This is a genomic window from Microbispora cellulosiformans (assembly GCF_008728085.1).
Lineage (GTDB): Bacteria > Actinomycetota > Actinomycetes > Streptosporangiales > Streptosporangiaceae > Microbispora > Microbispora amethystogenes.
Genome location: NZ_VYTZ01000002.1, coordinates 300,793 through 325,978, shown reverse-complemented (window position 1 = coordinate 325,978; position 25,186 = coordinate 300,793). Strand labels below are relative to the sequence as shown.

Sequence of the window (25,186 nt, the reverse complement as noted above, 5' to 3'; positions counted from 1 at the left end):
TGGGGGGATGCACGTCGTGGTCGCGGCCGGCGCCGAGGGGGGCGGGACGATCCGGCCGCTCGGCGGGACCGCGGCCCGGGTGCCCGACCTCGCCGCGGCCGTCCGGTCGCTGGAGGCCGCCGAGCGGCCCCGCTGGGTCTGGGCCGACGCGCGTCGCGTCTACCCGGCCCTCCTGACGGCCGGCGTACGGCTGTCGCGGTGTCACGACGTCGCGCTGACCGAGGGGCTGCTGCTGGGGGCCGACGCCCGCTATGGGGAGCCCCGGCAGGCGCGGGCGGCCCACGCGCGCCTGCACGGCCTTCCGGTGCCCGAGGACCCGCACGAGGCCGCGGAGGGCCACCAGCCGGGCGGCACGCAGGCGAGCCTGTTCGAGCCCGCGCCGGCCGAGGACCCCGCGTCGGAGGCCGCCATGGTCGCCGAGGTGTTCGAGGACCAACTGCGACGTGTCGCCCGCACGTCCGATCCCGGGCGGTTCCGCCTGCTCGTCGCCGCCGAGTCGGCCGGTGCGCTGGTCGCGGCCGAGATGCGGCACGACGGCATGCCGTGGCGCGAGGACGTCCACGACGAGCTGCTGACCGGCCTGCTCGGGCCGCGCCCCGCCCACGGCATGCGGCCCGCGAAGCTCCAGGCGCTGGCCGACGAGGTGGCGGCCGCCTTCGGGCAGCCGGTGAACCCCGACTCGCCGCAGCAGATCGTCCGGGCGTTCAAGGCGGCGGGGATCGAGGTCCCGTCGACCCGGTCGCACGTGCTCAAGGCGGTCGATCACCCGGCCGTCGCGCCGCTGCTCGCGTACAAGGAGCTGGCCCGCCTGCACAGCGCGCACGGCTGGGCCTGGGCCGCGCAGTGGGTCGGCGGCGGCCGCCTGCGCCCCGAATACGTCGTGGGCGGGGTGGTGAGCGGTCGCTGGGCCACGAGCGGCGGGGGCGCGCTGCAGATCCCCAAGGTGATGCGCCGGGTCGTGGTGGCCGACGACGGCTGGACGCTCGTGGTCGCCGACGCCGCGCAACTCGAACCCCGGGTGCTGGCGGCGCTGTCCGGCGACCGGGGGCTCGCGCGGGCGGCCGGGGAGATCGACCTGTACGCCGCGCTGGCCGGGGCCTTCGGTGGCGCCCGTGACTCGGCCAAGGTGGCCATGCTGTCCGCGATGTACGGCGGGACCAGCGGCGACGCCTCCAAGCTGCTGCCCGTCATGCGGCGGCGCTTCCCGAAGGCGTACGCGTTCGTGGAGGACGCCGCCCGCGCGGGGGAGGAGGGGCGGATCGTCCGGTCGTGGCTCGGCCGCACCTGCCCGCCGCCGTCGGAGCGGTGGCGCCGCCTGGTGGCCGGGCCGGAGGGCGCGCGGGCGGCCCGGGACCGGGGGAGGTTCACCCGCAACTTCGTCGTGCAGGCGACGGCGGCCGAGTGGGCGCTGACGCTCCTCGCGGTGCTGCGCGGGCTGCTTCCGGACCCGGCGCGGCTGGTGTTCTTCCAGCACGACGAGGTGATGGTGCACTGCCCGCTCGGCCTGGCCGCCGAGGTCCGCGCGGCCGTCGGCCGGGCGGCGGACGAGGCGACCCGCCTGCTGTTCGGCGACACCCCGGTCCGCTTCCCGATGGAGGCGGCGGCGGTCGCCTGCTACGCCGACGCCAAGTGACGGAGCCGGTCACACGGGCCGGGTCACACGGGCCGGGTTACACGGGCCGGGTCACGCGGGGCGGAAGGTGTTCCAGAGGGCCTGCCGCACCGGTGCGGCGGCCTCGGTCCAGTCGAAGTCGGGCGAGGCGAACATGACCGCGAAGGCCCGCCCGTCCGCCTCCAGGTAGCGGATGACCGCGTGGACGGTGACCTGGCTGGAGTTGGTGTAGGTGTACTCCCAGTCGGCGGCGGGGTAGTAGTAGTCCGCCGCCCCGAGCTGGATCTGCGTGTAGTCCGGGTAGTCCTTGATGTTCAGGTTCTGCTCCGCGGCCCGCAGCGCCTCCAGGCCGCCGTCGGGGATCTTCTTGACGGTGATGCTCTGCCCCGTGTCCTTGGGGCCGAGGAACCGGACGGTCCCTCCGTCGTCGGTCGTCGCGGTCCACGCCTGGGGCACCGCTATCGAGACTCCGCCCTCGGTCATGAGGCGGTACCCCTCGGGCACGCGTACGGAGGGCAGTGTGGCGGGCAGGGAGCGCCCGGCAGCCCTGGAGCCCGAAGCAGCACCGGAGGCCGCCAGGCCGCGCGCCCCGGCCGTCTCTCCCGGATCCTCCGAACCACCCGGCAGCAGGACGAGCGCGATCGTGACGATCACCGCGAGCACGGCGACGCCGGCCACGACGAGCAGCAGCCTGGCGCGGGGGTCGCGGTCCGCCCCTCGCTGGGTCTGCTCCTTGCGCCTGCGCCCCACCCGGGGACGCTGCGGGCCCGTGGCGACGGCGCCGACGGCGCGGCCGGACCTCCGGCCGTTCCGCGTGCCCGTCTCGGGCGGTCCCGAGTCCTGGCCGGAAGCCGGTCCGGCGCCGTGACCGGAGCCGGGGTCGCCGCCGAGGTCGCCGGGCATGTCGCCCGGCGCGGGAGCCGGCCACATGCCCTCCTTCCGCCGCTCCGGCGCGTACGACGACCCGGACGGAGACGACAGCGGGTCGAACGCCGGAGCCTGACCGAAGGGCGTGGCGGGCCCGAAGGCGGCGAAAGGCTCGAAGGCGGCCTCGGTGGCCGGACCCGGCGCCGAGGCGCCCGGTGTCCCGTTCACCGTGCCGTTCTGGACGCCGCCGGAGAGGCCGTTCTGGGTGAGCGGCACGCGGACCGGGCCCGAGGGCGTCTCGACGATGCGCGAGGGCAGCGGCCCGGAGGGGATGTCGAGCGGCGGCAGCAGCCCCGCCGGCATGGAGTTCTGCGGGGTCGGCATCGACGAGGGCGTGCCCGCCCGTCCGGGCAGCACGGCGCCGTGGCTGTGCAGGATCCGCTCCAGCATCTCCGCGACCTGCGCCGCCGGGAGGCGGTCGGCCGGGTTCTTGCGGAGCAGGCCCTCGATGACCGGCAGCAGCGCGCCCGCCCGGCGGGGCCGGCTGGGCTCCTGCGTCAGCACCGCGCCGAGGACGGCGACCGCGTCGGGTCCCTCGTACGGCGGGCGGCCCTCCACGGCGGCGTACAGGGTGGCCCCGAAGGACCACAGGTCGGCGGCGTGGGTGATCGTGCGGCCCTGCAGGCGCTCCGGAGGGATGTAGGCGGGCGAGCCCATCAGCAGGCCGGTCTGGGTGATCGTGACGTCGCCCTCGATGGCGGCGATGCCGAAGTCGGTGAGCACCACCCGGTCGGCGGTGAGCAGCACGTTGCCGGGCTTCACGTCCCGGTGCAGGATGCCGGCGGCGTGGGCGTGGCGCAGGGCGTCGAGCACCCGCACGCCGATCTCGGCCGCCTGCACGACGGGCAGCGGCCCGCCCTGCCGCACGGCCTGTTCGAGGGACCAGGCGCGGACCAGTTCCATGACGATCCACGGCCGCCCGTCCTCCTCGACCACGTCGTGGACGGTGACGATGCCGGGGTGGCTGAGGCGGGCCGCCGACCGCGCCTCGCGCAGCATGCGCCGGTGCGCCGACTGGGCGCCCGCCTGGTCGAGCCCGAACGGCATGAGCAGCTCCTTGACCGCGACGTCGCGGTCGAGCAGCACGTCGTGGGCGTGCCACACCATCCCCATGCCGCCGCGGCCCACGGGGGACAGCAGCCGGTAACGCCTCCCGACGAGACGGCCCTGCCCGTCGGGAACGCCGGCCGGGGGGCGCCCCGCGGGTCCCTGACCCTCTGGCATAGGGGGGACCATACCGAGCAGGCGATCGGTCGTCATAGAAAAGGTCCCCAATTCACGCTCGATCCGCAGGATCCCCCGTCCGGACCGTGCGAATTGCTCCGGATATCTGAGACTGACGACGATATTACGGTCTGATGACGGTCAAAGGGAATTCATGCGGCGGCCAGCGCGTCGAGGGCGGCCGTGAAGACCCCGGCCGGCGGGCTGACCAGCCCCGCCCCCACCTGCCCCGTCCCGGCGACGCGGCCCGCGATGCCGGTGTTCACGACCGGCAGCACACCGGTCCTCGCCACGAGGGCGACGTCGATGCCGGCGGGCGTGCCCCGGAAGCCCAGCCCCGGGATCTGGTACGCCGGGTGCTCGGCCAGCGTGATCTCGTACATCGAGGTCGTGGCCGCGACGGCGTCGGCCACCTCGCCGCCGACGAACCGGACGATCGCCGGGGCCGCCGCCATCGCGAAGCCGCCGAGCCCGACGGTCTCGGTGATCGTGGAGTCGCCGATGTCGGGATTGGCGTCGTCCGGCCCGTATCCGCCGAGGTAGAGCCCGTCGGGCACCCCGGCCGGCCCGGTGAACCACCGGTCGCCGAGCCCCGACACCTGTATTCCGAAATCCGTTCCGTTGCGGGCCATCGCCACGACCAGGCTCGATCCCGGCACGCCGCGCGCCGCGTCGGCGGCGGCTTTCGCCGCCGCCATTCCCGCGTTCAGGAAGAAATGATCGTTTCCATTGACGAAACGCAGCACCTCCGCCGCGCGGCCCGGGGCGGCCTCCACGACGGCGGGGGCGATCTCCCGCACCAGCAGGGACGTCGCCGCCCGGTTCCGGTTGTGCAGTTCGTCGCCCATCTGCAGGGCCTGCGCGACCAGCGTGCGCAGGTCGAGGGGCCCGCACCGCTCCAGGGCCGCCGCGAGCGCCGGCCCGAGCACCTCGCCCATCCAGCGCAGCCGCTCGATCACCTCGGGCCCGTACGCGCCGTACCGGAGGACCTTGCCCAGGCCCTCGTTGAGCGAGCAGTAGGCCGTGCCGCCGTGCTCGGCGTCGGCGACCTCCAGCATCCACATGGACGGGCTGACCACCCCCGCCATCGGGCCGACCGTGCGGTGGTGGTGGCAGGAGTCCAGGGTGATCCCCGTGCCGGAGGCGAGGCGCTCCGCAGCCTCCTCCGGGGTGGCGGCGAGGCCCTCGAGGAGCATCGCGCCGATGAGCGCCCCCCGCATCGGCCCGGAGGCCCGTTCCCAGGTGATCGGCGGACCGGCGTGGAAGAACGTCCCGGCCTCCAGGCCCAGCGCCTCGCGGGCCGGCCGTACGCCGGTGAGCATGGGCCGCGCGGACAGCATCCTCCCCACGGCCGTCGCGTTGGCCCGCTCACGCCGGGGGTCGGCGAGCACCCGGGCGAGTGACGCGGCGACGCCCGGGGCCGGCGGGCGCCAGTCGACCCGCCGCTGCGGCACGGCCTGCCGGTCCAGCGCCTCGGCGAGCACCTCGGCGCCCACGGTGATGACGCGCGGCTCGCCGTACAGCATGGAGAGGGTCATCGGCTACCTCCGGTGAACCGGGTGAGACTGCTGGGCGGCACGGTCCGTCAGCCGTCCGCCAGGCGGCGGGCGTGCCGCGCGGCCGCCGCGTTGGAGGTGAAGACGGCCGCGCCGGCCTCGTTCAGGCGCGCGGCCTGGGCGCGCAGGCCCTGCGGGTCGCCGTCCGCGCCGACCAGCGCGACCACCACGTCAACCCCCCTGGCGACGGCGTCGCGGACCTCGGGCGCGAGCCAGGAGGACGGATCGGGGTCGGCGCCGTGCCCGAGCACCACGTCGAGCAGCACGACGCCCGAGGCGACGCCGCGCAGCGCCTCCCGGCGCAGCGACGGGTCGATCATGGGATGGGCCCGCCCCCGCGTGTACGCGTCGTCCCCGAAGTCGACGAAACCCGCCTCCGCGGTCGTGTCCGCGCCGGCGATGAGGGCCGCCTCGGCGCACAGCGTGCCGCCGGAGTAGAGCCCCCGCAGCGGGCGCCGCCCCTCGCGGGCGGGCGCCTCGCCGGCGGGCCAGGACGGCCACTCGGGCACGTCCCGGCCGAGGGCGCGCAGCGCCTTCTCCGCGACGGCGGTCAGGTCGTCCTGCCCCGGCCCGAGCAGCGCGGCGACGACCGGGGTGACCAGGCCGAGGTCCCGTACGGCGCGGGCCGCCTCGGGGGCGGGCGGCTTGGAGACCAGCACGATCAGCTCGGTCGCCGGGTCCTCGTCCAGGGCGCGCAGGGCCTGCACGGCCGAGCGCCCGCCCACCTCGGCGGACAGGTCCCGGCCGCCCACGCCGAGCACGTGCGATACGCCGACGCCGGCGATGTCGAGCAGGCAGGTCACCTGCTGGGCGCCGGTCCCCGAGGCCGCCACGACCCCCACCGGGCCGGGCCGCAGCACGTTGGCGAAGCCCAGACCGGCCCCGCCCACGACGGCGGTGCCGCAGTCGGGGCCCATGACGAGCACGCCCCTGGCCCGCGCCCGGTCCTTGAGCAGGATCTCCTGCTCGACGGGCACGTTGTCACTGAAGATCATGACCGAGAGCCCGGCCTCCACGGCGTCCAGCGCCTCGGCGAAGGCGTGCTCGCCGGGCACGCTCACCAGCGCCACGGTCGCCTCCCACGACCGCGCCGCCGACCGGACGGTGCGGGGCGGCGCCTCGTCACGGGCCTTCCCGCCCCCACTCCCGGTCGTGGCGAGCTGCCGCTCCAGCTCGGCGGCGGCCTCGCCGAGATCGGCGGACGTGGCCGCCCTGATCGCCACCAGCAGGTCGCCGGGGGTCGTGGGCGGGACCTCGAAGCCGAGGTCGCGGGCGAGGCCGGCGTTGAGATCCGTGCCCATCGCGACGACGGCGACGGCCACCTCCGGCCGGGCGGTGAGCGCCTGGCTCACCCGCATCAGCGTCACCGAGTCGTGGTAGACGCCGGGGCGTACCTCGACGAGATCGGTCACGGCCGCTCCCGGCGGGCCGGGCCGGTCGGGCCGCCGGCGGCACCGGTGCCGAGAAGCGACAGGACGGCCGACACGCCGATCTGGACGCCCCACGCCAGGTCGGCGCCGGAGGTGTGGCCGAGGCGGAGCAGGCGGTTGACGGCGGGTTCCGGCGGCTGGTGCCCGGCCGCCGCCCGCAGCACGCCGAGGACCTCCGGGCTCGCCTCGCCCCTGGCCGCGCAGTGCAGCAGGGTCGCCGAGATGGAGGTGGTCCTGGTGCGGGCGTCGAAGGTGACCGCGGCGGCGAGCCAGTCCGCCAGCCACACCGCGCGCGGGGCCCCGGCGGCCCGGCCGAGGTGGCGCAGCGCGACCAGCAGCCCCGCGAGCATGTCGTCGCCGCTCGGCGTGAGCCCGGGGCCGAGGCCGATGAGCTGCTCGGCCGCCGTGATGCTCTCCACCAGCGAGCCGCGCAGGCAGCCCCGCTCCAGCAGCGCCGGGGCCCCGGCCGGGTCCAGCCCCGGCCGCCTCGGCGAGGCCGCGCGGATCCCGGCCAGCGCCGCGGGGGCGGCCGCCAGCCGTGCGGGGTCGGCGGGAGCGAGCGCGGGAGCGGGATCCCACCAGCGGCGGACGCCGACGGACAGGCCGCCGATCTCGATGGAGCCGTCGCCGACCCAGCCGTCGTCGCCGGCCGACACCCCGTCGAGGGACTCGCCGAGCAGCACCGCGTTGGGCAGGCGGACGCCCTCGCCCGTGACCACGGCGATGACGTGCGGCTCGCACTCGCTCCTGACCTCCAGGTAGAGCGCGAGCGGGAAGGCCGCGAGCACCCGTGCGGGGCGGCGGGGGGACTCCAGGGCGGGCCGTACGGCGACGCTCGCCGCGCCGCTCACATAGGACGGGGCCGCCGGGGGACGGGGAGCGGGCGCCGCCGTCCGCCGCCCCTTCTGGCGCGTGCCAACACTCACCGGGACCTCCCTCGCCAGTCGTTGCCGACGCTAAGGCCCGCCTTCCCCCCTCCGTACGGAGAAAGGTGCCAACAGTCGGCCGAATGCTTGGCTCTTCCTGACAGGACCGGCGTCGGGCAGAATCACCGTGAGACGTCCCGAGCACGTCGACACTCCCCCGGAGAGGCCCTTGCGCAACGACCCGGCTCCGCCCGCGATGCGGCTGGCCAGCACCGGCACGATCCTGCACGGGGTGTCGGTGGGCGAGGTGCTCGGCGTGTCCACGCTCGCGGACGCCCGCCTGATCGCCGGCGGGGACGGGCTCGGCCGCATCGTGCAGCGCCTCAACGTGATGGAGGTGCCCGACATCCTCGCCTGGGTGAAGCCGCACGAACTGCTGCTCACCACGGGCTACCCGCTGCGCAACACCCCGCAGTCGCTCGACCGGCTCGTGACCGACCTGGACGAGCGGGGCCTCGCCGCCCTGGCGATCAAACTCGGGCGCTACCTGGACGAACTGCCGGGCGAGATGGTCGAGCAGGCCGACCGGCTGGGCTTCCCGCTGATCCTGCTCCCCAACGACGTGGGGTTCGACGACATCCTCAACCAGGTGCTCACCGACATCCTCAACCGGCAGGCCGCGATCCTCGCCAGGACCGAGGAGGCCCACCGGGCGCTCGTGCAGATCGTGCTGGCCGGGGGCGGGATGCGGGAGGTCACCGCGGAGGTGGCCGGGCTGCTCCGGGTGGCGGTGGGCGCGATCGACGCCTCCGGGCACTTCCTCGCGGCGGCCGGGGAGGCGCCCCAGGTGGCGCGGCTGCGGGAGATCAACGCCCCGGGACGGACGCCCGCGCAGCCCTCCGGGAACGGGCACCACGCGAGCGTGCCGATCGTCGCGGGCGGCCACCACCACGGGAGGATCGCGGCCTACAGCGTCCACGGCACGCTCACCCCGAGCGACGTGGGCATCCTGGAGAGGGCCGCGACCGTGGCCGCGCTGGTGATCACCAAGCAGGAGGCGGTCACCGCCGTCGAGAGCAAGTACCGCGCCGACTTCCTGCGGGACGTGCTGACCGGCCGGGGCGGGCTGCGGGTGGCCGAGCGCGCCCAGGCGTTCGGCTGGGACCTGGAGCGCCCGGTGAGCGTGATGGTGGCGGAGATCGACCCGGACGCCGAGGAGCGGCCCCTCCAGGACCGCATGTGCGCGGCCTGGCAGGCGTCGGTGCGCAAGCACGACCCGCGCGGCGCGGTGGCGGGCTTCTCCCACGAGGTCGTGGCGATCGTCGGGGCGTCCGCCGACCCCGCGCGGGTGGCGCGGGACGCGCTCGCGGGGATCTCCGACGGCACGTTCTCCACCGGGCTCAGCCGGGTCGCCTCCGGGGTGGACTCCCTGCCCGGCGCGTACAACCAGGCGCTGAAGGCCGCCCGGGTGGGCCGCCAGCTGCACGGGGCGGGCGCGGTCGCCCACTTCGACGAGCTGGGGGTCTACCGGCTGCTGTCGCTCGTCAGCGACACCGACGAGCTGCACTCCTTCGTACGGGAGACCCTGGGCCCGCTCGCGTCGGACGACGACGCCGAGAACGCCGACCTGCGCCGCACCCTGCAGGCGCTGCTGGAGACCAACCTCAACGTCGCCGAGACCGCCAGGCGGCTGCACTTCCACTACAACACCCTGCGTTACCGCATAGGGAAGCTGGAGCGCCTGCTCGGCAACTTCACCGAGGACGCGCACCTGCGGCTCAACCTCACCCTCGCCCTGCACGTGCTGCGCATGCGCGGCATCTGAGTCCTTAAGCTGGCGCCGTGAACGAGGCCATAACCTTCGAGCTCGACGGCGACCACATCCCGCTCTGCGATCTCCTCAAGTTCTGCCAGATCGCCGACAGCGGCGGCGCGGCCAAACACCTCGTCGCCGAGGGCCTGGTCCGCGTCGACGGACAGGTGGAACTACGCAAGGCCTGCAAAATCAGGGCGGGCCAGGTCGTCACCGGCGACGACTACACGATCCGCGTGGTGTAGGTCCGCGCGGTGTAGACGCTCCGGTGGCCGTCGTTTTGGCAGATCATGCCCATGTCTGTCGACCACGCCGGTCCTAAAGTGCCCCAAACGGTCAAGGAAGTACGCGGGACGCCTGCGGGGTGGCCGAGCCCACGGCCCAGCTGGAGGGACGTACATGGCTTTCAGATGGACGGTGCACGGAGACGGCAGAGGGCTGGCCCCCGGCGAGGTCGTCAAACCCGGCGAGAGGCTGAGCTGGCCGCGGATGGCCGGGATCGGCGCGCAGCACGTGATCGCGATGTTCGGCGCGACCTTCGTGTTCCCCCTCGTGATGGGGCTCGACCCGAACACCGCGGTGATGATGTCGGGCGTCGCGACGATCCTGTTCCTGCTGATTACCCGGGGCCGGATCCCCAGCTATCTCGGCACCTCGGCGTCGTTCGTCGGCGGCGTGGTGGCGGTGCGCGCGGCGTTCGGCGGCGACACCCCGGGGGCCGACCAGGTCGTCACCGGGGCGATCCTCGTCGCGGGTCTCGTGCTCGCGGTGTGCGGCGTGGTCATCCACGTCCTCGGCGTGCAGGTCATCCACCGGATCTTCCCGCCGGTCGTGACCGGTGCGGTGGTCATGCTGATCGGGTTCGGCCTGGCGTACGTCGTGGCCGACGTGTACTGGCCGCAGGACCCGTGGATCGCGCTGGTCACGATGGTCGCGACGTTCGTGTTCATCGTGCTGTTCCGCGGCTTCCTCGGCCGGATCGGCGTGCTGCTCGGGCTGGTCTTCGGGTTCGTCCTGTCGTGGCTCGCCGACCGGGTGTTCGGGAACATCACCGCCTACAACGCGGGCACCGGCGCGGTCGACACCCATCCCCGGGTGAGCTTCCAGGCCGTCGCCGACGCCGGCTGGATCGGGCTGCCGCACTTCCACGCGCCGTCGTTCCAGGCGTCGGCAGTGCTGGTCGTGCTGCCCGCCGTGATCGCCCTGATCGCGGAGAACGTCGGCCACGTCAAGGCGGTCGGCCAGATGACCGGCGCCGACGTCGACCCCATGATGGGCCGGGCGATCGTCGCCGACGGCGTCGGCACCGCGGTCGCGACCGCCGTCGGCGGCTCGCCCACGACGACGTACGCCGAGAACATCGGCGTCATGGCGGCCACCCGGGTCTACTCGACGGCCGCCTACTACATCGCCGCGGTCATCGCGATCCTGTTCGGCCTGTGCCCGAAGTTCGGCGCGCTGGTCGCCGCCACGCCCGGCGGCGTGCTCGGCGGCGTCACGGTCATCCTGTACGGCATGATCGGGCTGCTCGGCGCGAAGATCTGGGTGGAGAACCGGGTGAACTTCGCCGACCCGGTCAACATGGTCCCGGTCGGCGCGGGGATCATCCTCGCGATCGGGCCGGTCACCCATCAGATCACCGGGGACTTCTCGCTCGCCGGGATCGCGCTGGGCACGATCGTGGTACTCGCCGGCTATCACCTGCTCCGCGCCATCGCGGGCAGGCCCGCGAAGGAGGTCACAGGTGGGGAGATCGGGCTCGAACGCGACCCGGCCGTCTGATCGGCGCGTGTCCCGGACGACGCGGTGAAGCCGCCGCCGTTCGACTACCGCCGCCCGGCCACCCTCGGCGAGGCGCTCGACGTCCTCGCCGAGGCGGGCCCGGGCGGGAAGGTCCTGGCGGGCGGCCAGAGCCTGATCCCGCTGCTCAACATGCGCCTCGCCGCGCCCGCGCGCGTCGTCGACGTCAACCGCGTGCCCGGCCTGGACGGCATCGAGGCCGGGCCGTCCGGCGTACGCGTCGGGGCGCTCGCCCGCCACGCCGCCGTCGAGCGCTCGCCCGGGGCCGCGGCGGCCCAGCCGCTGCTGCGGCAGGCGCTGCGCCTGGTCGCCCACCCCGTGATCCGCAACCGGGGCACCGTGGTGGGCAGCCTCGTCCACGCCGACCCCGCCGCCGAGATGCCCGCCGTCCTCGCCCTGCTCGGCGGGTCCGTACGGCTCGCGAGCCTGGACGGGGAACGGGAGGTGCCGGCCGCGGAGTTCTTCACCGGCCCGATGGAGTCGGCGGCGCGGCCCGGCGAACTGGCCGTGTCGGCGTTCTTCCCGGCGCTGCCGGCGCGGTCGGGCACGGCCTTCCACGAGGTGGCCCGGCGGCACGGCGACTACGCGGTGGCCGGGGTCGCCGCCGCCGTCACCCTGGACGACGACCTCCGGATCTCCGCCGCCCGCGTCGCCTGCGTGAGCGTGGGACCGGTCCCGGTCGTCGCGGACGTGACCGCCGCCTGCGGCCCGCGCCCGGCGGCGTCGGTGGACTGGGACGCGGTGGCGGCCGCCGTACGGGACCTGGTCGAGCCGGAGGGCGACATCCACGCGACGGCGGACTACCGCCGCCACCTCACGGGCGTGCTCGCCGTACGGGCGCTGCGGGACGCCGCCGCCGCGGCCCACGGGGAGGGATCGTGAACGAGACACACCATCGCGTGACGCTGACGGTCAACGGGGTCGTGCGGGAGGCGACGGTGCCCGGGCGGCGGCTGCTGTCCGACTGCCTGCGCCACGACCTCGGCCTCACCGGCACCCACGTGGGCTGCGAGCACGGCGTCTGCGGCGCGTGCACGGTGCTGCTGGACGGCGAGCCGGTGCGGTCGTGCCTGACGTTCGCCGTCACGGTGGACGGCCAGGAGATCACGACGGTCGAGGGGCTGGCCCGGGACGGCGCGCTGTCGCCGGTCCAGCGGGCCTTCACCGAGTGCCACGCCCTGCAGTGCGGGTTCTGCACGCCGGGGTTCCTGTGCACGGTCACCGCGTTCCTGCGGGACAACCCCGCGCCGTCGGAGGAGGAGGCGCTGGAGGCCGTGGCGGGCAACCTGTGCCGGTGCACCGGCTACCAGAACATCCTCAAGGCGGTCCACCGCGCCGCCGAGCTTCAGGCCGAGGAGGGCGGGGCATGACCACGAGGCTGTTCGGCGAGCCGGTCCAGCGGCGCGAGGACCCCCGGCTGATCACCGGGCGGGGGCGTTACCTCGACGACCTGGGCGCGGGCGCGCTGGCCGCCGCATTCGTCAGGTCGCCGCACGCCCACGCGCGGATCCTCGACGTCGACGTGTCGGCCGCCCTCGACGTGGACGGCCTGGTCGCGATCTACATCTGGGAGGACCTGCCGGGGGCGCTGGCCGAGCCGCTGCCGCTGCTGATCCCGCACCCGGCGCTCACCCACGGCCGTACGGCGTACCCGCTGGCCCGGGAGATCGTGCGGCACGTCGGGGAGCCGGTCGTCATGGTCGTCGCCCGCGACCGCTACCTCGCCGAGGACGCCTGCGCGCTGATCCGGGTCGACTACGAGGTGCTCAAGCCGGTCGTGGGCCTGGAGGAGGCCGCCGGGGGCGCGCATCTGGTGCACGACGACGTGCCGGGCAACATCGGCGCGCACCTCGTGCAGGAGGTGCCCGGCCCCGGGGGCGAGACGGCGCGGCAGGCGGTCGACGCGGCCCCGCACCGGCTGGAGTTCCGTCTCGACGTGGAACGCAGCGCGTGCACGCCTCTGGAGGGGAAGGGCGTGTACGCCCGCTGGGACGCCGACGACGCGTCGCTGCGCGTCTACTCCTCCACGCAGACCTCCACCAGCGTGCGGATGGCGATCGCGGCAAAGCTGGGGCTGCCGCTGCCCAAGGTGGAGGTCGTCGCGCCCGACGTCGGCGGCGGCTTCGGCGTCAAGATCGTCCATCCCTGGCCCGAGGAGATCCTCGTCCCGTGGGCGGCCCGGCTGCTGAACCGGGAGGTCAAGTGGACCGAGGACCGGCGCGAGCACTTCGTCTCCTCCTCCCACGAGCGCGGGCAGGTGCAGCACGTGCGGGTGGGATTCGACGACGACGGCCGCCTCCTCGGCCTGGAGGTGGAGATCCTGCACGACCACGGCGCCTACACGCCGTACGGGATCATCGTGCCGATCATCACCTCGACCCAGCTGCTCGGGCCGTACAAGGTGGGCGCCTACCGGGTCGAGTTCTCCTCGGTCTACACCAACACCGTGCAGGTCACGCCGTACCGCGGCGCGGGCCGCCCGCAGGGCGTCTTCTGCATGGAGCGCACGATGGACAAGATCGCCGCCTACCTCGGCCGGGACCGTACGGAGGTCAGGGCGGCCAATTTCGTCCAGCCGGACGAGTTCCCCTACGACCAGGGCCTGACGTTCCAGGACGGGCGCCCGCTGATCTACGACAGCGGCGACTACCCCGAAGCGCTGCGCATGCTCAAGGAGCTGATCGGCTGGGACTCCTTCCCGGAGGAGAAGGCGCGGGCGGCGGCCGAGGGCCGCAGGATCGGCATCGGCGTCGGCTGCTACGTCGAGGGCACCGGCGTCGGGCCGTACGAGGGCGGCCACGTGCAGATCACCTCCGACGGCCGGGTGCACGTGTCGACCGGCCTCACCTCCCAGGGGCAGGGCCACGAGACGGTGTTCGCGCAGATCGCGGCGACCGAGCTCGGCGTGCCGATCGAGAGGGTGTCGGTCGTCACCGGCGACACCCGGCGCTTCGGCTACGCGGTGGGCACCTTCGCCTCACGCGCGGCCGTGATGAGCGGCAACGCGATCGCGCTGGCCTGCCGGAAGGTCAGGGAGAAGGCGCTGCGGATCGCGGCCGAGGCGCTGGAGGCCGACCCGCGCGACCTGGAGATCACCGACGGGATGGTCCACGTGGCCGGCGCGCCGTCGGCGTCGATCCCGCTGGCGACCGTCGCCGTGCTGTCCAACCCGCTGCGGTACGCCTTCGACGAGGAGGCCAAGCGGGCCACCCAGTTCGCCGGGCCCGCGTCCGACGACCGGCCGCCGGTGGCGGAGGGGGAGGAGCCCGGCCTGGAGGGCCGCGACTACTACTCGCCGGTCAGGTCGACCTTCGCGGCCGGCATGCACGCCGCGATCGTGGAGACCGACCCGGACACCGCCGAGATCAGGATCCTGCGGTACGCCGTCGTGCACGACTGCGGCAGGCTGATCAACCCGATGATCGTCGAGGGGCAGATCCACGGCGGGGTCGCCCAGGGCGTCGGCGGCGCGCTGTACGAGAAGATGGTCTACGACGAGCACGGCCAGTTGCTGAACGCCTCGTTCATGGACTTCCTGATGCCGTACGCCACGGAGATCCCGCGCATCGAGACGGCCCACCTGGAGACGCCCTCGCCGCTCAACCCCCTGGGGATCAAGGGCGCCGGGGAGGCCGGGGTCATCCCGGTCTCCGCCGTCCTCGCCGCCGCGATCGAGGACGCCGAGGGCATCCCCATCGACCGGATGCCCATCTCCCCCTCCGACCTCCACACCCTGCGCCTCACCCGCTGAGTACGGCGGCGGCCCGAGCGCCGGGAACCTTCAGCGCATGATCGCTCGGGCTTCCTCGCGGTCGTCCGGATCATCCGCGAGAGCGAGGGCCTCGCGCCGTGCCGTCTCCGACCTCGGCGGTGAGGCGCTTGCGGAACACCCAGTAGGTCCAGGCCTGGTAGACGAGGACGCCCGGCAGGGCGATCAGGCCGATCCAGGTGAGGAGCGTCAGCGTGTACGGCGCGGAGGCCGCCTCGGCCAGGGTCAGGCCGGGCAGGGGCGCCGCCGACAGCACGCCGAAGACGGTGGCGGTCGTGGCGGTGATCGCCGTGGCGGTCGCGGTGAAGGCCCAGCCCTCCCGGCGGCCCCACACCAGCGTCACCCCGGCCGCGAGCGCGGCGGCGGCGAGCAGGGCCGTCCCGAGCGTCCACAGCGGCCCTCTGCCGGGCACGGACGGCAGCGTGCTGAGCGCGACCGGCACCGCGCCGACCGCCGCCAGCAGGGCGGCGCGGCGGGCGCGGGCCCGCACCCCGCCGGTCGTCTTGAGCGCCACGAACACCGCGCCGTGCAGCACGGCCACCGACAGCGACAGGGCCCCGCCGAGCACGGTCGCGAGGGCCGTGCCGAACAGCAGGTTGCCGAAGATCGCGCCCCACAGGAACGCGGGCAGCACGCTGCCGGCGACGATCCCGGCGTCGCACAGGGCGACCTCGCGCCGGGAGTGGACCTTGCCGCGCCACTCCAGGCCGACGCCGCGCACGATCAGGCCCGTGACCACCAGGAAGACCGGCAGGTAGAAGCCGCTCAGCAGGCCGGAGTACCACGCGGGGAAGGCGGCGAACATCGCCCCGATCGCGGTGATCAGCCAGACCTCGTTGCCGTCCCACACCGGGCCGATGGTGCCGAGCACCTGCCTGCGGTCCGCCTCCGAGCGCGACAGCAGCGGCAGCAGGGCGCCCACGCCGAAGTCGAACCCCTCCAGGACGAAGTAGCCCGTCCAGAGGAAGGCGATCACGATGAACCAGAAGGTCGTCATCTCGTGGCTCCTCAGTACATGAGGGTCGGGGTGAGCCGGGTCTCCTCCGCGCGCGCCGGCGGGACCGCGCCGGGGGGCACGGTGGCCGGGGCGGGAAGTTCGGGGCCGGCCTTGACGTGCCGCAGCAGCAGGGCGCCCTCGGCGAGTGCCAGCACGCCGTACAGGACCGTGAAGACGGCCAGGGTGATCGCGACCTCGCCGAGCGAGACGCCGGGCGACACGCTGGCGGCCGTCATGAGCTCGCCCTGCACGGTCCACGGCTGGCGGCCGATCTCGCTGAGCAGCCAGCCGGCGATGATCGCGGCGGTCGGCAGCGGGAGCGCCAGCACGCACAGGCGGGCGAACCAGGCGGGCAGGGGCTCGCCCGATCCGCCATACTGTCCGGCGCGCTGCCCGCCGCGCCGCCCGCGGCGCTTCCTGGTCAGCCAGAGGCCGAGGACGGACAGTCCCACCGTGGCCATGCCGAAGTTGATCATCACGCGGAACGACCAGAAGACGACCGGCAGGTTCGGGGTGTAGTCGGCCGGGCCGAACGCCTTCTCGTACCTCGCCTGGATGTCGTCCACGCCCTGGACCGTCGCGGCGGGGTCGTGCGCGGCGAGCAGGCTGAGCAGGCCGGGCACCTCGACACCGGGCGCGATCGAGAACGGCGCGCCGGCCGTGTCGTGACGCAGGCCCTCCGCGGCGGCCAGCTTCATCGGCTGTTGCTCACGCAGGAGCTGACCGGACAGGTCGCCGGTGCCCGCGACCACGGCTCCCGCGATCGCGGTCATCACGAGCGCGGCGCGCAGGGCGGTCCGCCACATGTCCGGGAGGCGGCGCATCGGCGTGGTGGCGTCCTCGGCGGTGATCGTGCGGGCCGGGCGGCCGGGCAGCACGCCGAGGCCGCGCTCGCGCAGGACGCGGTAGCCGATGACGGCGATGACGAACCCGCCGGCCACGACGAACGAGGCGGCCACGACGTGCGGCACCTCGGCGAGCGCGGTCGAGTTGGTCAGCACGGCCCACAGGTCGGTCATCCGGGCCCGGCCGTCCACGACCTCGTAGCCGACCGGGTGCTTCATCCAGGCGTTGGCCGCGAGGATGAAGTAGGCCGACAGGTTGGAGCCGATCACCGCCGCCCACAGGCAGGCGAGGTGGACCCGCTTGGGCAGCCGGTCCCAGCCGAAGATCCACAGGCCGAGGAACGTCGACTCCAGGAAGAAGGCGAGCAACGCCTCCAGCGCCAGCGGCGCGCCGAACACGTCGCCGACGAAGGTGGAGTAGTCGCTCCAGTTCATCCCGAACTGGAACTCCTGCACGATGCCGGTGACCACGCCCATGGCGAAGTTGATCAGGAAGAGCTTGCCGAAGAACTTCGTGAGCCGCAGGTAGTGCTCCCGGCCCGTACGGAGCCAGGCGGTCTGCAGGCCGGCCACGTAGACGCCGAGCCCGATCGTCAGGGGCACGAAGAGAAAGTGGTAGACGGTGGTCACCCCGAACTGCCACCGTGCCAGGTCAAGCGCGTCCATGTCTTCCTCACGCCGAGCTCTACGACTTGTAGTTCTATATTCAGTAGTACTACAGGCTGTAGAGCATTAGGGCCCCGCGAGGTGCGATCTTCGTCACAGCCTCAGGCGCGCCGAAGCGGCCCGGTTCGCGGTGCCGGATCCCCGTTCCTTGCAGTACGGACGATGCCTGCCGGGTGGTCCCGGTGACCAGGGACAGATGTCCCGTCCCGCCGGGGCGTGCCCGGTCGGGGCACACGACCAAGAGTGGCGGGACGGCGGCACGCGCGGCGTCCGCCGCGCGGCTGATTCCCCCGTACGCCGCGCGGTTGACGCCGGAGGCGCCCTGTCGCGGCCGCCCTGCGATTGCGCATGGAAACGGCGAGGACCTCCGGTTCCGTGCACCGGAGGTCCTCGCCGGATCTTCTGTGGTTCTTTCCGCGCTCCTGCTCGCGTTGCCCGGGGGTCAGGCGCCGGCCGGGTGGAGGGCCAGGGTGGGGTAGTCGGTGTAGCCGCGGTGGTCGCCGCCGAAGGCCGTGCTCAGGTCCGGCTCGTTCAGCGGAGCGCCGACGCGCAGGCGCAGCGGCAGGTCGGGGTTGGCCAGGAAGGACTTGCCCAGAGCGACGAGATCGGCGCCCCAGCGCAGCCGTTCCGCGGCGGCGGCCCCCGGGTCGGTCGCGGCGGGGTCGTTGACGATCAGCGTGTTCGGCCACAGGTCGCGGATGCGAGCGTCCAGCTCGGTGCCGGTGGCCAGCAGGTGCAGGTAGACCAGGTCGAGGCCGGCGAGCGCGGACACCAGCGCGGGATAGACCTCGTGCGCGTCCTCCTCCACCAGCCCCTGGGCGCCGTTCAGGGGGGAGAGCCGGATGCCCACCCGGGACGGGCCGATCTCGTCCACGACGGCCTTGGCGGTCTCCACGGCGAACCGGATCCGGCCCTCCACCGACCCGCCGTACCGGTCGTCGCGCAGGTTGGCGTTCTGCGACAGGAACTGGTGGATCAGGTAGCCGTTGGCGCCGTGCAGTTCGACGCCGTCGAACCCGGCGTCCACGGCGCGGCGGGCGGCGGCGGCGAAGTCGCCGACCGTGGCATCCACCTCCTCCGTGGACAGCTCCACGGCCACCGGCGTGTCCTTCGGGCCGGTGGGCGTGAAGATCTGCTCACCGAGCCGTACGGCGGAGGGGGCGACCGGCAGGCGGCCGGTGTTGTCGGGGTGGCCGACCCCGCCCGCGTGCATGATCTGGGCCACGATCCGGCCGCCCGCCGCGTGGACGGCGTCGGTCACCTCCCGCCACCCGGCGACCTGCTCGTCGGTGTGCAGCCCCGGGGTGTTCATGTAGCCCTGTCCCGCCGCGCTGGGCTGGACGCCCTCCGTGACGATCAGTCCGGCCGAGGCGCGCTGGGCGTAGTAGAGCGCGGTCAACGGTGAGGGGATCCCCTCCACGTACGCCCGTGACCGCGTCATGGGCGCCATGACGAGACGGTTCGGCAGGCGGAGGGAACCGAGGTCGTGGGGTGTGAACAGCATGATCAAGCCCTCCTGAAGTTACTTGGTCAGCCAACTTGGTCGGCCAATAGATACTCTTACAACTTGGCCGACCAATTTGCAAGCGGTAGGCTGATCGGCGAGGAGGCGGCGTGATGACGGAGACACGGACCGGCGGCGCGGGGGCGTGCGGAATGACTGCCGGGGCCGGGGCGGGGTGCGGAGCGGCGCCCGGAGAGGACCCGGACAGCCTGAGCTGCCTGATGGCCCAGGCGGCTCTCGGGCACCGCGTTTTGCTCGCCGCGCTGCTCGCCGAGATCGGCCTCTATCCCGGTCAGGACCGGGTGCTCAACGCGTTGTGGGCCAACGGGCCCATGTCCCAGAACCGGCTCGCCGCGGCCGTGGGCATCGACATGTCCACGATGACCAAGAGCCTGCAACGGCTGGAGCGCGGTGGGTTCGTGAGCCGCGCTCCGTCCCCCGGAAACCGGCGGATCAGCGTGGTGAGCACGACGCCGGAGGGAGACGCACTGCGGCCCGAGGTCCGCCGGGTCGAGGAGGAGCTTCACCGGCGGCTGTCCGACGGCCTGACGCCGGAACAGGTCGAGACCCTCCGCTCCCTGCTGGGGGTGGTGCGCCGCAACATCTGCCGCGAGACCGCGTCGTCCCCGATCTCCGGGACGGAGCTTCCCGTCACGGTCACGGCCTCCCGGTAGCCGGCCGGGTGAGGTCCGCTTCACCGCCACGCCGAGGCCGGGCACATCTTGCCGTTCTCGCCGTACGGGTGATTTTCTGGTGTGCTTCGCATCGGAGGTGGCCATGAAGGTCTCGGGCAGCGCGCTGGTCGCGGCGGAGCGCAAGCGGGTCTGGGACGCCCTCCAGGACCCCGGCGTCCTGGTGCGGACGATCCCCGGCTGCGAGCGCCTGGAGACGGTCGGCGAGAACGTGTACGCGATGACGGTCACGGCGGGGGTCGCCTCGGTCAGGGGCGTCTACCAAGGTGAGGTCGCCCTGCGCGACCAGGAGGAGCCGGACCGGTTCACGCTCGGCGCGCGCGGCCAGGGCGCCCCCGGCACCGTCGAGGCCACCGTGGCCGTACGGCTGAGCGACGCCGAGGGCGGCACCCGCGTCGACTTCGACGCCGAGGCCGTCGTCGGCGGCATGATCGGCGGCGTGGGGCAGCGGATGCTCGCCTCGGTGGCCAAGAAGACCGCCGGGGAGTTCTTCTCCGCCGTCGAGCGGCACCTGCTGGCAGCCTCCGCCGTTCCCGCCACGGTGTCCGAAGCCGTGTCCGGAGCCGTTCCCGCCGTCTCTGAGGCCGTTCCGGCGGCGACGGCCGCGGCGGGGGACACGACGCCCCGGGTGTTCACCCGCGAGGCCGCCGCCGCGCCCCGCCAGGGCGTGCCGGCCTGGACGATGCTCGCGGCCTTCGGCACGGGCGCCGGGGTGGCCCTCGGCAGCGCCGTCATCGGCTGGCTCCTCGGCCGCAACTCCCGCCGCCGCTAGCTCGTGTCTGAGCGGGGGAATCGCCCGGAGGGCGCACCGGTTGGGACATGTCGTGAAAGTCGAGATCTTCTCTGATGTCGTGTGTCCCTGGTGCTACATCGGGCACCACCGGCTCCAGCAGGCCGTACGCCTCTTCGAGGGGGACGTCGAAGTGGAGCACCGCCCCTTCCAGCTCGACCCGGGCGGCGTCTCCACCGGTGAGCCGCTGCTGCGCGCGCTGGAGCGCAAGTTCGGCGGCGCCGCACAGGTGGCCCAGATGACCGCCCGAGTCGCGGGCGTGGCGGCCGAGGACGGGCTGGACCTCCGCTTCGACCGGGCGCTGCAGGCCGGCACCTTCGAGGCGCACCGGCTGATCTGGCTGGCCGAACGGGCCGGACGCGGAGCGGCGATGGCCGAGCGGCTCTTCCGGGCCCACTTCACCGACGGCCTGAACGTGGGGGACTCCGGCACGCTGGCCGGGCTCGCCGCCGAGACCGGCGTCGAGGACACCGGGGAGGGCGCCGAGCAGGTGCGCGCCGAGCTGGCCCGCGCCCACGCGCTGGGCGTGCGCTCCGTCCCGCTGTTCCTGTTCGAGGAGAAGTTCGCCGTCTCGGGCGCGCAGCCCGTGGAGACGCTCGTGGCCGCGCTGCGGGAGGTCGAGGCCCGTACGGCCCAGGAGACAGCGGCCCAGGAGACGGCGGCAGAGAAGGCGGGCGCGGGGTGTGACGACGGCGCCTGCGCGGTCTGAGTCCCGCAGGCGGCCCGCGCAGGCGGCCCGGGGTGGGCAGGGTCTGACGACGGTGTCCGGATTCTTCGGCAGAGTGCGCCGGTTCTTCCCGGTGGCGGCGCTCGGTAGACACTGAGCATGTCCATCCGCATCGGGGTAGACACCGGCGGCACCTTCACCGACGTCGTTCTCGTCGACGAGGAGTCCGGCCGCGTCGTCACGACCAAGACTCCCTCCACTCCTGCCAACCCGGCCGATGGTTTCATGGCAGGCGTGCACAAGGTGCTGGAGGCCCATGGGGGGTCCCGCGACCTCGATGCCGTCGCCGCCCTCGTCCACGGCACGACCGTCGCCACGAACCAGTTGCTGGAGGACCGCCCGGACGGCACCGCCCACCTGGGGTTCGTCACCACCGAGGGCTTCGAGTCCGTCCTGGAGATCGCCCGGCAGAGCGTGCCGGACGGCTACGGCAACTCCTACTTCTGGGTGAAACCGCCGCGGATCGTGCCCGCCCACCGGGTGCGTACCGTGGGAGGACGGCTCGACCACCTCGGCGGGGAGATCCGGCCGTTCGACGAGGAGCAGGCCGCGGACGCCGCGCGGTGGTTCAGGGAGCGGGGCGTCACCGCGATCGGCGTGTGCCTCCTGCACTCCTACGCCAACCCGGCCCACGAGCGGCGGATGCGGGAGGTGCTGGAGCGCGAGCACCCGGAGGCCGTCGTGTCGCTGTCGAGCGACGTGCTGCGGGAGTACCGGGAGTACGAGCGGTCGGTCACCACGCTGGTGGACGCGGCGGTCAAGCCGATCATGCGGCGCTACATCGGGAACCTGTCCGAGCGGCTCGGCCGGCCCTTCTCGGTCATGAAGAGCAACGGCGGCGTGCTCTCGGCGGCCGAGGTGGTGCACCAGCCGATCACGACCGTCCTGTCCGGCCCGGCCGCGGGCGCGCTCGGCGCCGCCCTGGTGGCGGGGGCCGCCGGGCATCCGAGCGCGATCACCCTCGACGGCGGCGGCACCTCGACCGACGTGGCCGTGGTGGTCGACGGAGAGCCCTCGCTGACGACCGAGGGCAGGATCGGCCGTTATCCCTGCAAGATCCCGATGATCGACATCGTCACGGTCGGGGCGGGCGGCGGGTCGATCGCCTGGGTCTCCCCGGAGGGCACGCTGAAGGTGGGGCCCCGCTCCGCGGGCGCGGACCCCGGGCCGATCTGCTACGGCGGAGGCGGCGCCGAGGTGACGGTGACCGACGCGCACGTCTTCCTCGGCCGGGTGCCGCCGCACCTGCTCGGCGGGGAGATCCGCCTCGACGTCGCCGCCGCGCGGGCGGGCGTCGAGGCGCTCGCCGCCCGGCTCGGGCTGACCCCCGAGCGCTGCGCCACCGGGATCCTGGAGATCAGCGCCTTCAACCAGTCGAACGCGATCCGGCAGATCACCGTGCAGCGCGGGCTCGACGTGCGGGACTTCCCGCTGGTCGCGTTCGGCGGGTCCGGCCCGCTGCTGGCCTGCCGCCTGATCGACGTCCTCGGGCTGCCCGCCGCGATCATCCCGCCCGACCCGGGGAACGTGTCCGCGTTCGGCCTGCTCACCGTGGACGTGAAGAACGACTACGTCCGCACGTACGTCACCCGTGAGCCGTCGCCGCGGGTGCTCGGCGAGATCCTCGCCGACCTGGAGGCCGAGGCGGCGGACGCGCTCGGCCGCGAGGGCTTCGCCGAGCACGTGTACGCGCGCAGCGCCGACCTGCGCTACTACGGCCAGGCGTACGAGGTGCGGGTGGCCGCGCCGGACGGTCCCGTGGACGACGCGTGGCTCGCCGTGGTCGCCGGCCGGTTCCACGCCGAGCACGAGAGGCTCTACGGGTACGGCTACCGCGACGATCCCCGGCACGCCGTCGAGTGGGTCAACCTCCGGGTGTCCGGCATCGGCCCCATCACCCGGCCGAAGCTCGCGCGCAGGCCGTACCAGCCGGACGAGCCGAGCCCGGTCGGCACCCGCGACGTGTACTACGAGCGGTGGGGCAGGACCGTCGTCTACCGCCGCGACGACCTCGGCGCGGGCGCCGTCGTCCGCGGGCCCGCCGTCGTCGAGGAGTACGGCTCGACCCTGCCGGTGCATCCCGGCTTCACGGCGACCATGGACGACTACGGCAACCTCGTGGTGGTGAGCGATGACCGGTAGGACCGCCGACCCCGTGCTCGTGGAGATCGTGGAGGGCACGCTCGCGTCGGTCGAGACGGAGGTGGAGACCGCGATCGCGCGGACCGCCCGGTCGCCGATGATCCGCGACGCGCACGACTTCCGGGCCGGCATCCACGACGCGCGGCTGCGCAAGCTGACCGGCCGTTCCTATTCGGCGCTGGTGCAGCCAATCGTCCGCGACTTCCCGATCGAGACGATGCGGCCCGGCGACGTGTTCTTCCACAACGACGTCTACCTCTCCGAGGGCGGCATCGGCCACCTGCCCGACCTGTGCGTGACGGTGCCCGTCTTCCACGACGGCGAGGTCGTCGCGTTCGTCCAGGCGTTCGGCCACCACGACGACATCGGCGGCGCGGTGCCGGGATCGATGCCGTCGCACGCGCGCAGCGCGTTCGAGGAGGGCCTGATGGTCCCGCCGATCAGGCTCTGGGACCAGGGGGTGCCCAACCGCGCCGCTCTCACGATCATGACGCGCAACTCCCGCATGCCCGACGCGCTGGCCGGGGACCTCGACGCCGAGTGCTCGGCCTGCCTCATGGGGGCCCGGCGGCTCGGCGAGCTGTTCGGCCGGTACGGCCGGGAGGCGGTCGAGGCCTGCTTCGATGCGATCATCTCCAAGACGACCGAGACCTTCCGGCGGGAACTGCTGGCGAAGATCCCCGAGGGCGTCCACGTCTGGGAGGACTACGCCGAGCACGACGGCGTGGACGAGCCGCGCCTGCACACCCAGCGGATCACGCTGACCGTCGACCACTCCGCGGAAACCCCGCTGACCATCGACTTCACCGGCACCTCGGCACAGGCCAAGGGGCCGATCAACCACGCGGGCGACTACGCGGGCGGCGTCTTCCTGAAGAAGTGGCTGGCGCCGATCCTGCGCAACCTCGCCGACACCCCCGAGCGGATGGCCGAACTCGACGTCAACGAGGGCGTCGTGCCGCTGATCAGGATGGTCTTTCCGGAGAAGGGCACCCTGCTCACGCCGATCTTCCCCGCGCCCACCAACGCCCGTACGTTCGTGATCCTCCGCCTGCTCGGCGTGCTGGCGGGCGTGCTGGCCAAGGCGACCGGCGGCCGGATGCCGGCCGACCAGGAGACGATCCGCTACACCGGTGTGTACGGCGAGTCGGACGACGGGCCGTACCTCATGCGCGAGGTGCTGGGCGGCGGGTCGGGCGGGCGCTGGTACGCCGACGGGGAGGACACCATCCACGTCGTGCCCGACAGCCGCAACATCCCCGCGGAGTTCGCCGAGGCGCGCTGGCCGTTCCGGGTCGAGCGGCTGGGCCTGGCGGTGGACAGCGGCGGGCCGGGGGAGTTCCGCGGCGGTCTCGGCTACGACAAGCACATCCGGATGCTGCGGGACGCCTCGTTCATGTCGATCGCCGACCGCTCGATCCTGTCGTGCTGGGGCGTCAACGGCGGCCGGGCCGGCCGGCCCTTCCAGGTCACGGTCGACGGCGTGGAGATGGAGGGCCTGGTCGACGACTTCCCCGTACGCGCCGGGCAGGTCATCCGCATCCGTACGACCGGGGGAGGCGGCTGGGGCTCGCCGTACGACCGGCCGGCCGAGCGCGTCGCCGCCGACGTCCGCGACGGGAAGGTCTCCTTCGAGGGCGCGCGGGAGGACTACGGCGTCGTCCTGACCGGCACCCGCGACGACGTCGTCGTGGACGCCGAGGCGACCGCGCGCCTGCGGGAGCGGCTGCGGGAGACGACGACTGCGGCCTTCTTCGACCGCGGCCCCGGTTATCCCCGGCTCTCCGGCGGCCTCCCCCACGCCGAGGTCGACACCGTGTGAGCGA

Annotated in this window: 19 protein-coding genes; 12 read left to right on the top strand and 7 right to left on the bottom strand. The window is 73.8% G+C overall.

Translation table 11 applies throughout. The features are described from left to right. Positions 1-7 precede the first annotated feature (7 nt). The gene (locus F5972_RS05575; RefSeq protein ID WP_150931747.1) at positions 8-1,633 is read left to right on the top strand and encodes a bifunctional 3'-5' exonuclease/DNA polymerase; all 1,626 of its coding nucleotides are present in this window, start codon (positions 8-10) and stop codon (positions 1,631-1,633) included. Between the two features lie 51 nt (positions 1,634-1,684). Here F5972_RS05575 and F5972_RS05570 read toward each other — a convergent pair whose 3' ends face one another. From F5972_RS05570 to F5972_RS05555, 4 genes are all read right to left on the bottom strand, one after another. Next, positions 1,685-3,763, bottom strand: a complete 2,079-nt coding sequence (locus F5972_RS05570; protein WP_150931745.1) for a serine/threonine protein kinase — start codon at positions 3,761-3,763, stop codon at positions 1,685-1,687. A 152-nt stretch (positions 3,764-3,915) separates the two neighbouring features. After that, a complete protein-coding gene (locus F5972_RS05565) occupies positions 3,916-5,301 on the bottom strand; it encodes a YlbE family protein (RefSeq protein ID WP_150931743.1) in 1,386 nt (461 codons plus the stop codon). A 47-nt stretch (positions 5,302-5,348) separates the two neighbouring features. Continuing rightward, positions 5,349-6,731: an FdrA family protein gene (locus F5972_RS05560; protein ID WP_150931741.1), complete on the bottom strand. Its 1,383-nt coding sequence runs from the start codon at positions 6,729-6,731 to the stop codon at positions 5,349-5,351. Further along, complete coding sequence (locus tag F5972_RS05555) at positions 6,728-7,675, bottom strand: DUF2877 domain-containing protein (RefSeq protein WP_150931739.1); 948 nt, start codon at positions 7,673-7,675, stop codon at positions 6,728-6,730. The genes F5972_RS05560 and F5972_RS05555 overlap by 4 nt, the downstream gene beginning before the upstream one ends. A gap of 127 nt (positions 7,676-7,802) precedes the next feature. Here F5972_RS05555 and F5972_RS05550 point away from each other — a divergent pair, with 127 nt between their 5' ends. From F5972_RS05550 to cutA, 6 genes are all read left to right on the top strand, one after another. Beyond that, entirely contained in the window at positions 7,803-9,440 is a 1,638-nt protein-coding gene (locus tag F5972_RS05550; RefSeq protein WP_404803034.1) for a PucR family transcriptional regulator, read from the top strand. Between the two features lie 17 nt (positions 9,441-9,457). After that, a complete protein-coding gene (locus tag F5972_RS05545; protein WP_117409520.1) occupies positions 9,458-9,673 on the top strand; it encodes an RNA-binding S4 domain-containing protein in 216 nt (71 codons plus the stop codon). A 154-nt stretch (positions 9,674-9,827) separates the two neighbouring features. Next, positions 9,828-11,210: a uracil-xanthine permease family protein gene (locus F5972_RS05540; RefSeq protein WP_150931737.1), complete on the top strand. Its 1,383-nt coding sequence runs from the start codon at positions 9,828-9,830 to the stop codon at positions 11,208-11,210. A gap of 24 nt (positions 11,211-11,234) precedes the next feature. Further along, positions 11,235-12,110, top strand: coding sequence for an FAD binding domain-containing protein (locus tag F5972_RS05535; protein ID WP_150931735.1), 876 nt, complete (start codon positions 11,235-11,237; stop codon positions 12,108-12,110). Then, on the top strand, positions 12,107-12,598 hold the full coding sequence (locus F5972_RS05530) for a (2Fe-2S)-binding protein (protein ID WP_150931733.1): 492 nt from the start codon (positions 12,107-12,109) through the stop codon (positions 12,596-12,598). Before F5972_RS05535 ends, F5972_RS05530 begins: the two co-directional genes overlap by 4 nt. After that, complete coding sequence (cutA, locus tag F5972_RS05525) at positions 12,595-14,979, top strand: aerobic carbon-monoxide dehydrogenase large subunit (protein WP_150931730.1); 2,385 nt, start codon at positions 12,595-12,597, stop codon at positions 14,977-14,979. Before F5972_RS05530 ends, cutA begins: the two co-directional genes overlap by 4 nt. Positions 14,980-15,049: 70 nt before the next feature. Here the strand turns inward: cutA and cydB are convergent, their stop codons facing one another. From cydB to F5972_RS05510, 3 genes are all read right to left on the bottom strand, one after another. Further along, positions 15,050-15,994, bottom strand: a complete 945-nt coding sequence (gene cydB / locus F5972_RS05520; RefSeq protein ID WP_150931728.1) for a cytochrome d ubiquinol oxidase subunit II — start codon at positions 15,992-15,994, stop codon at positions 15,050-15,052. A gap of 11 nt (positions 15,995-16,005) precedes the next feature. Continuing rightward, complete coding sequence (locus tag F5972_RS05515) at positions 16,006-17,505, bottom strand: cytochrome ubiquinol oxidase subunit I (protein ID WP_150931726.1); 1,500 nt, start codon at positions 17,503-17,505, stop codon at positions 16,006-16,008. A gap of 442 nt (positions 17,506-17,947) precedes the next feature. Further along, the gene (locus F5972_RS05510) at positions 17,948-19,009 is read right to left on the bottom strand and encodes an alkene reductase (RefSeq protein ID WP_150931724.1); all 1,062 of its coding nucleotides are present in this window, start codon (positions 19,007-19,009) and stop codon (positions 17,948-17,950) included. 113 nt (positions 19,010-19,122) lie between these two features. Between F5972_RS05510 and F5972_RS05505 the strand changes: the two genes are divergently transcribed. From F5972_RS05505 to F5972_RS05485, 5 genes are all read left to right on the top strand, one after another. After that, entirely contained in the window at positions 19,123-19,683 is a 561-nt protein-coding gene (locus F5972_RS05505) for a MarR family winged helix-turn-helix transcriptional regulator (protein WP_150931722.1), read from the top strand. A 79-nt stretch (positions 19,684-19,762) separates the two neighbouring features. Continuing rightward, positions 19,763-20,473: an SRPBCC family protein gene (locus tag F5972_RS05500; protein WP_225311190.1), complete on the top strand. Its 711-nt coding sequence runs from the start codon at positions 19,763-19,765 to the stop codon at positions 20,471-20,473. Positions 20,474-20,525: 52 nt separating this feature from the next. Further along, positions 20,526-21,200, top strand: coding sequence for a DsbA family oxidoreductase (locus tag F5972_RS05495; protein ID WP_150931720.1), 675 nt, complete (start codon positions 20,526-20,528; stop codon positions 21,198-21,200). A 117-nt stretch (positions 21,201-21,317) separates the two neighbouring features. Further along, complete coding sequence (locus tag F5972_RS05490; protein WP_150931718.1) at positions 21,318-23,360, top strand: hydantoinase/oxoprolinase family protein; 2,043 nt, start codon at positions 21,318-21,320, stop codon at positions 23,358-23,360. Continuing rightward, on the top strand, positions 23,350-25,182 hold the full coding sequence (locus tag F5972_RS05485) for a hydantoinase B/oxoprolinase family protein (RefSeq protein ID WP_150931716.1): 1,833 nt from the start codon (positions 23,350-23,352) through the stop codon (positions 25,180-25,182). The genes F5972_RS05490 and F5972_RS05485 overlap by 11 nt, the downstream gene beginning before the upstream one ends. Positions 25,183-25,186: the final 4 nt, after the last annotated feature.

Coding starts and splice junctions, on each gene's coding strand:
- F5972_RS05575 (WP_150931747.1), top strand. CDS start 8: ATGCACGTCGTGGTCGCGGCCGGCGCCGAGGGGGGCGGGACGATCCGG.
- F5972_RS05485 (WP_150931716.1), top strand. CDS start 23,350: ATGACCGGTAGGACCGCCGACCCCGTGCTCGTGGAGATCGTGGAGGGC.
- cydB (WP_150931728.1), bottom strand. CDS start 15,994: ATGACGACCTTCTGGTTCATCGTGATCGCCTTCCTCTGGACGGGCTAC.
- F5972_RS05510 (WP_150931724.1), bottom strand. CDS start 19,009: ATGCTGTTCACACCCCACGACCTCGGTTCCCTCCGCCTGCCGAACCGT.
- F5972_RS05505 (WP_150931722.1), top strand. CDS start 19,123: ATGACGGAGACACGGACCGGCGGCGCGGGGGCGTGCGGAATGACTGCC.
- F5972_RS05570 (WP_150931745.1), bottom strand. CDS start 3,763: ATGCCAGAGGGTCAGGGACCCGCGGGGCGCCCCCCGGCCGGCGTTCCC.
- F5972_RS05540 (WP_150931737.1), top strand. CDS start 9,828: ATGGCTTTCAGATGGACGGTGCACGGAGACGGCAGAGGGCTGGCCCCC.
- cutA (WP_150931730.1), top strand. CDS start 12,595: ATGACCACGAGGCTGTTCGGCGAGCCGGTCCAGCGGCGCGAGGACCCC.
- F5972_RS05490 (WP_150931718.1), top strand. CDS start 21,318: ATGTCCATCCGCATCGGGGTAGACACCGGCGGCACCTTCACCGACGTC.
- F5972_RS05565 (WP_150931743.1), bottom strand. CDS start 5,301: ATGACCCTCTCCATGCTGTACGGCGAGCCGCGCGTCATCACCGTGGGC.
- F5972_RS05515 (WP_150931726.1), bottom strand. CDS start 17,505: ATGGACGCGCTTGACCTGGCACGGTGGCAGTTCGGGGTGACCACCGTC.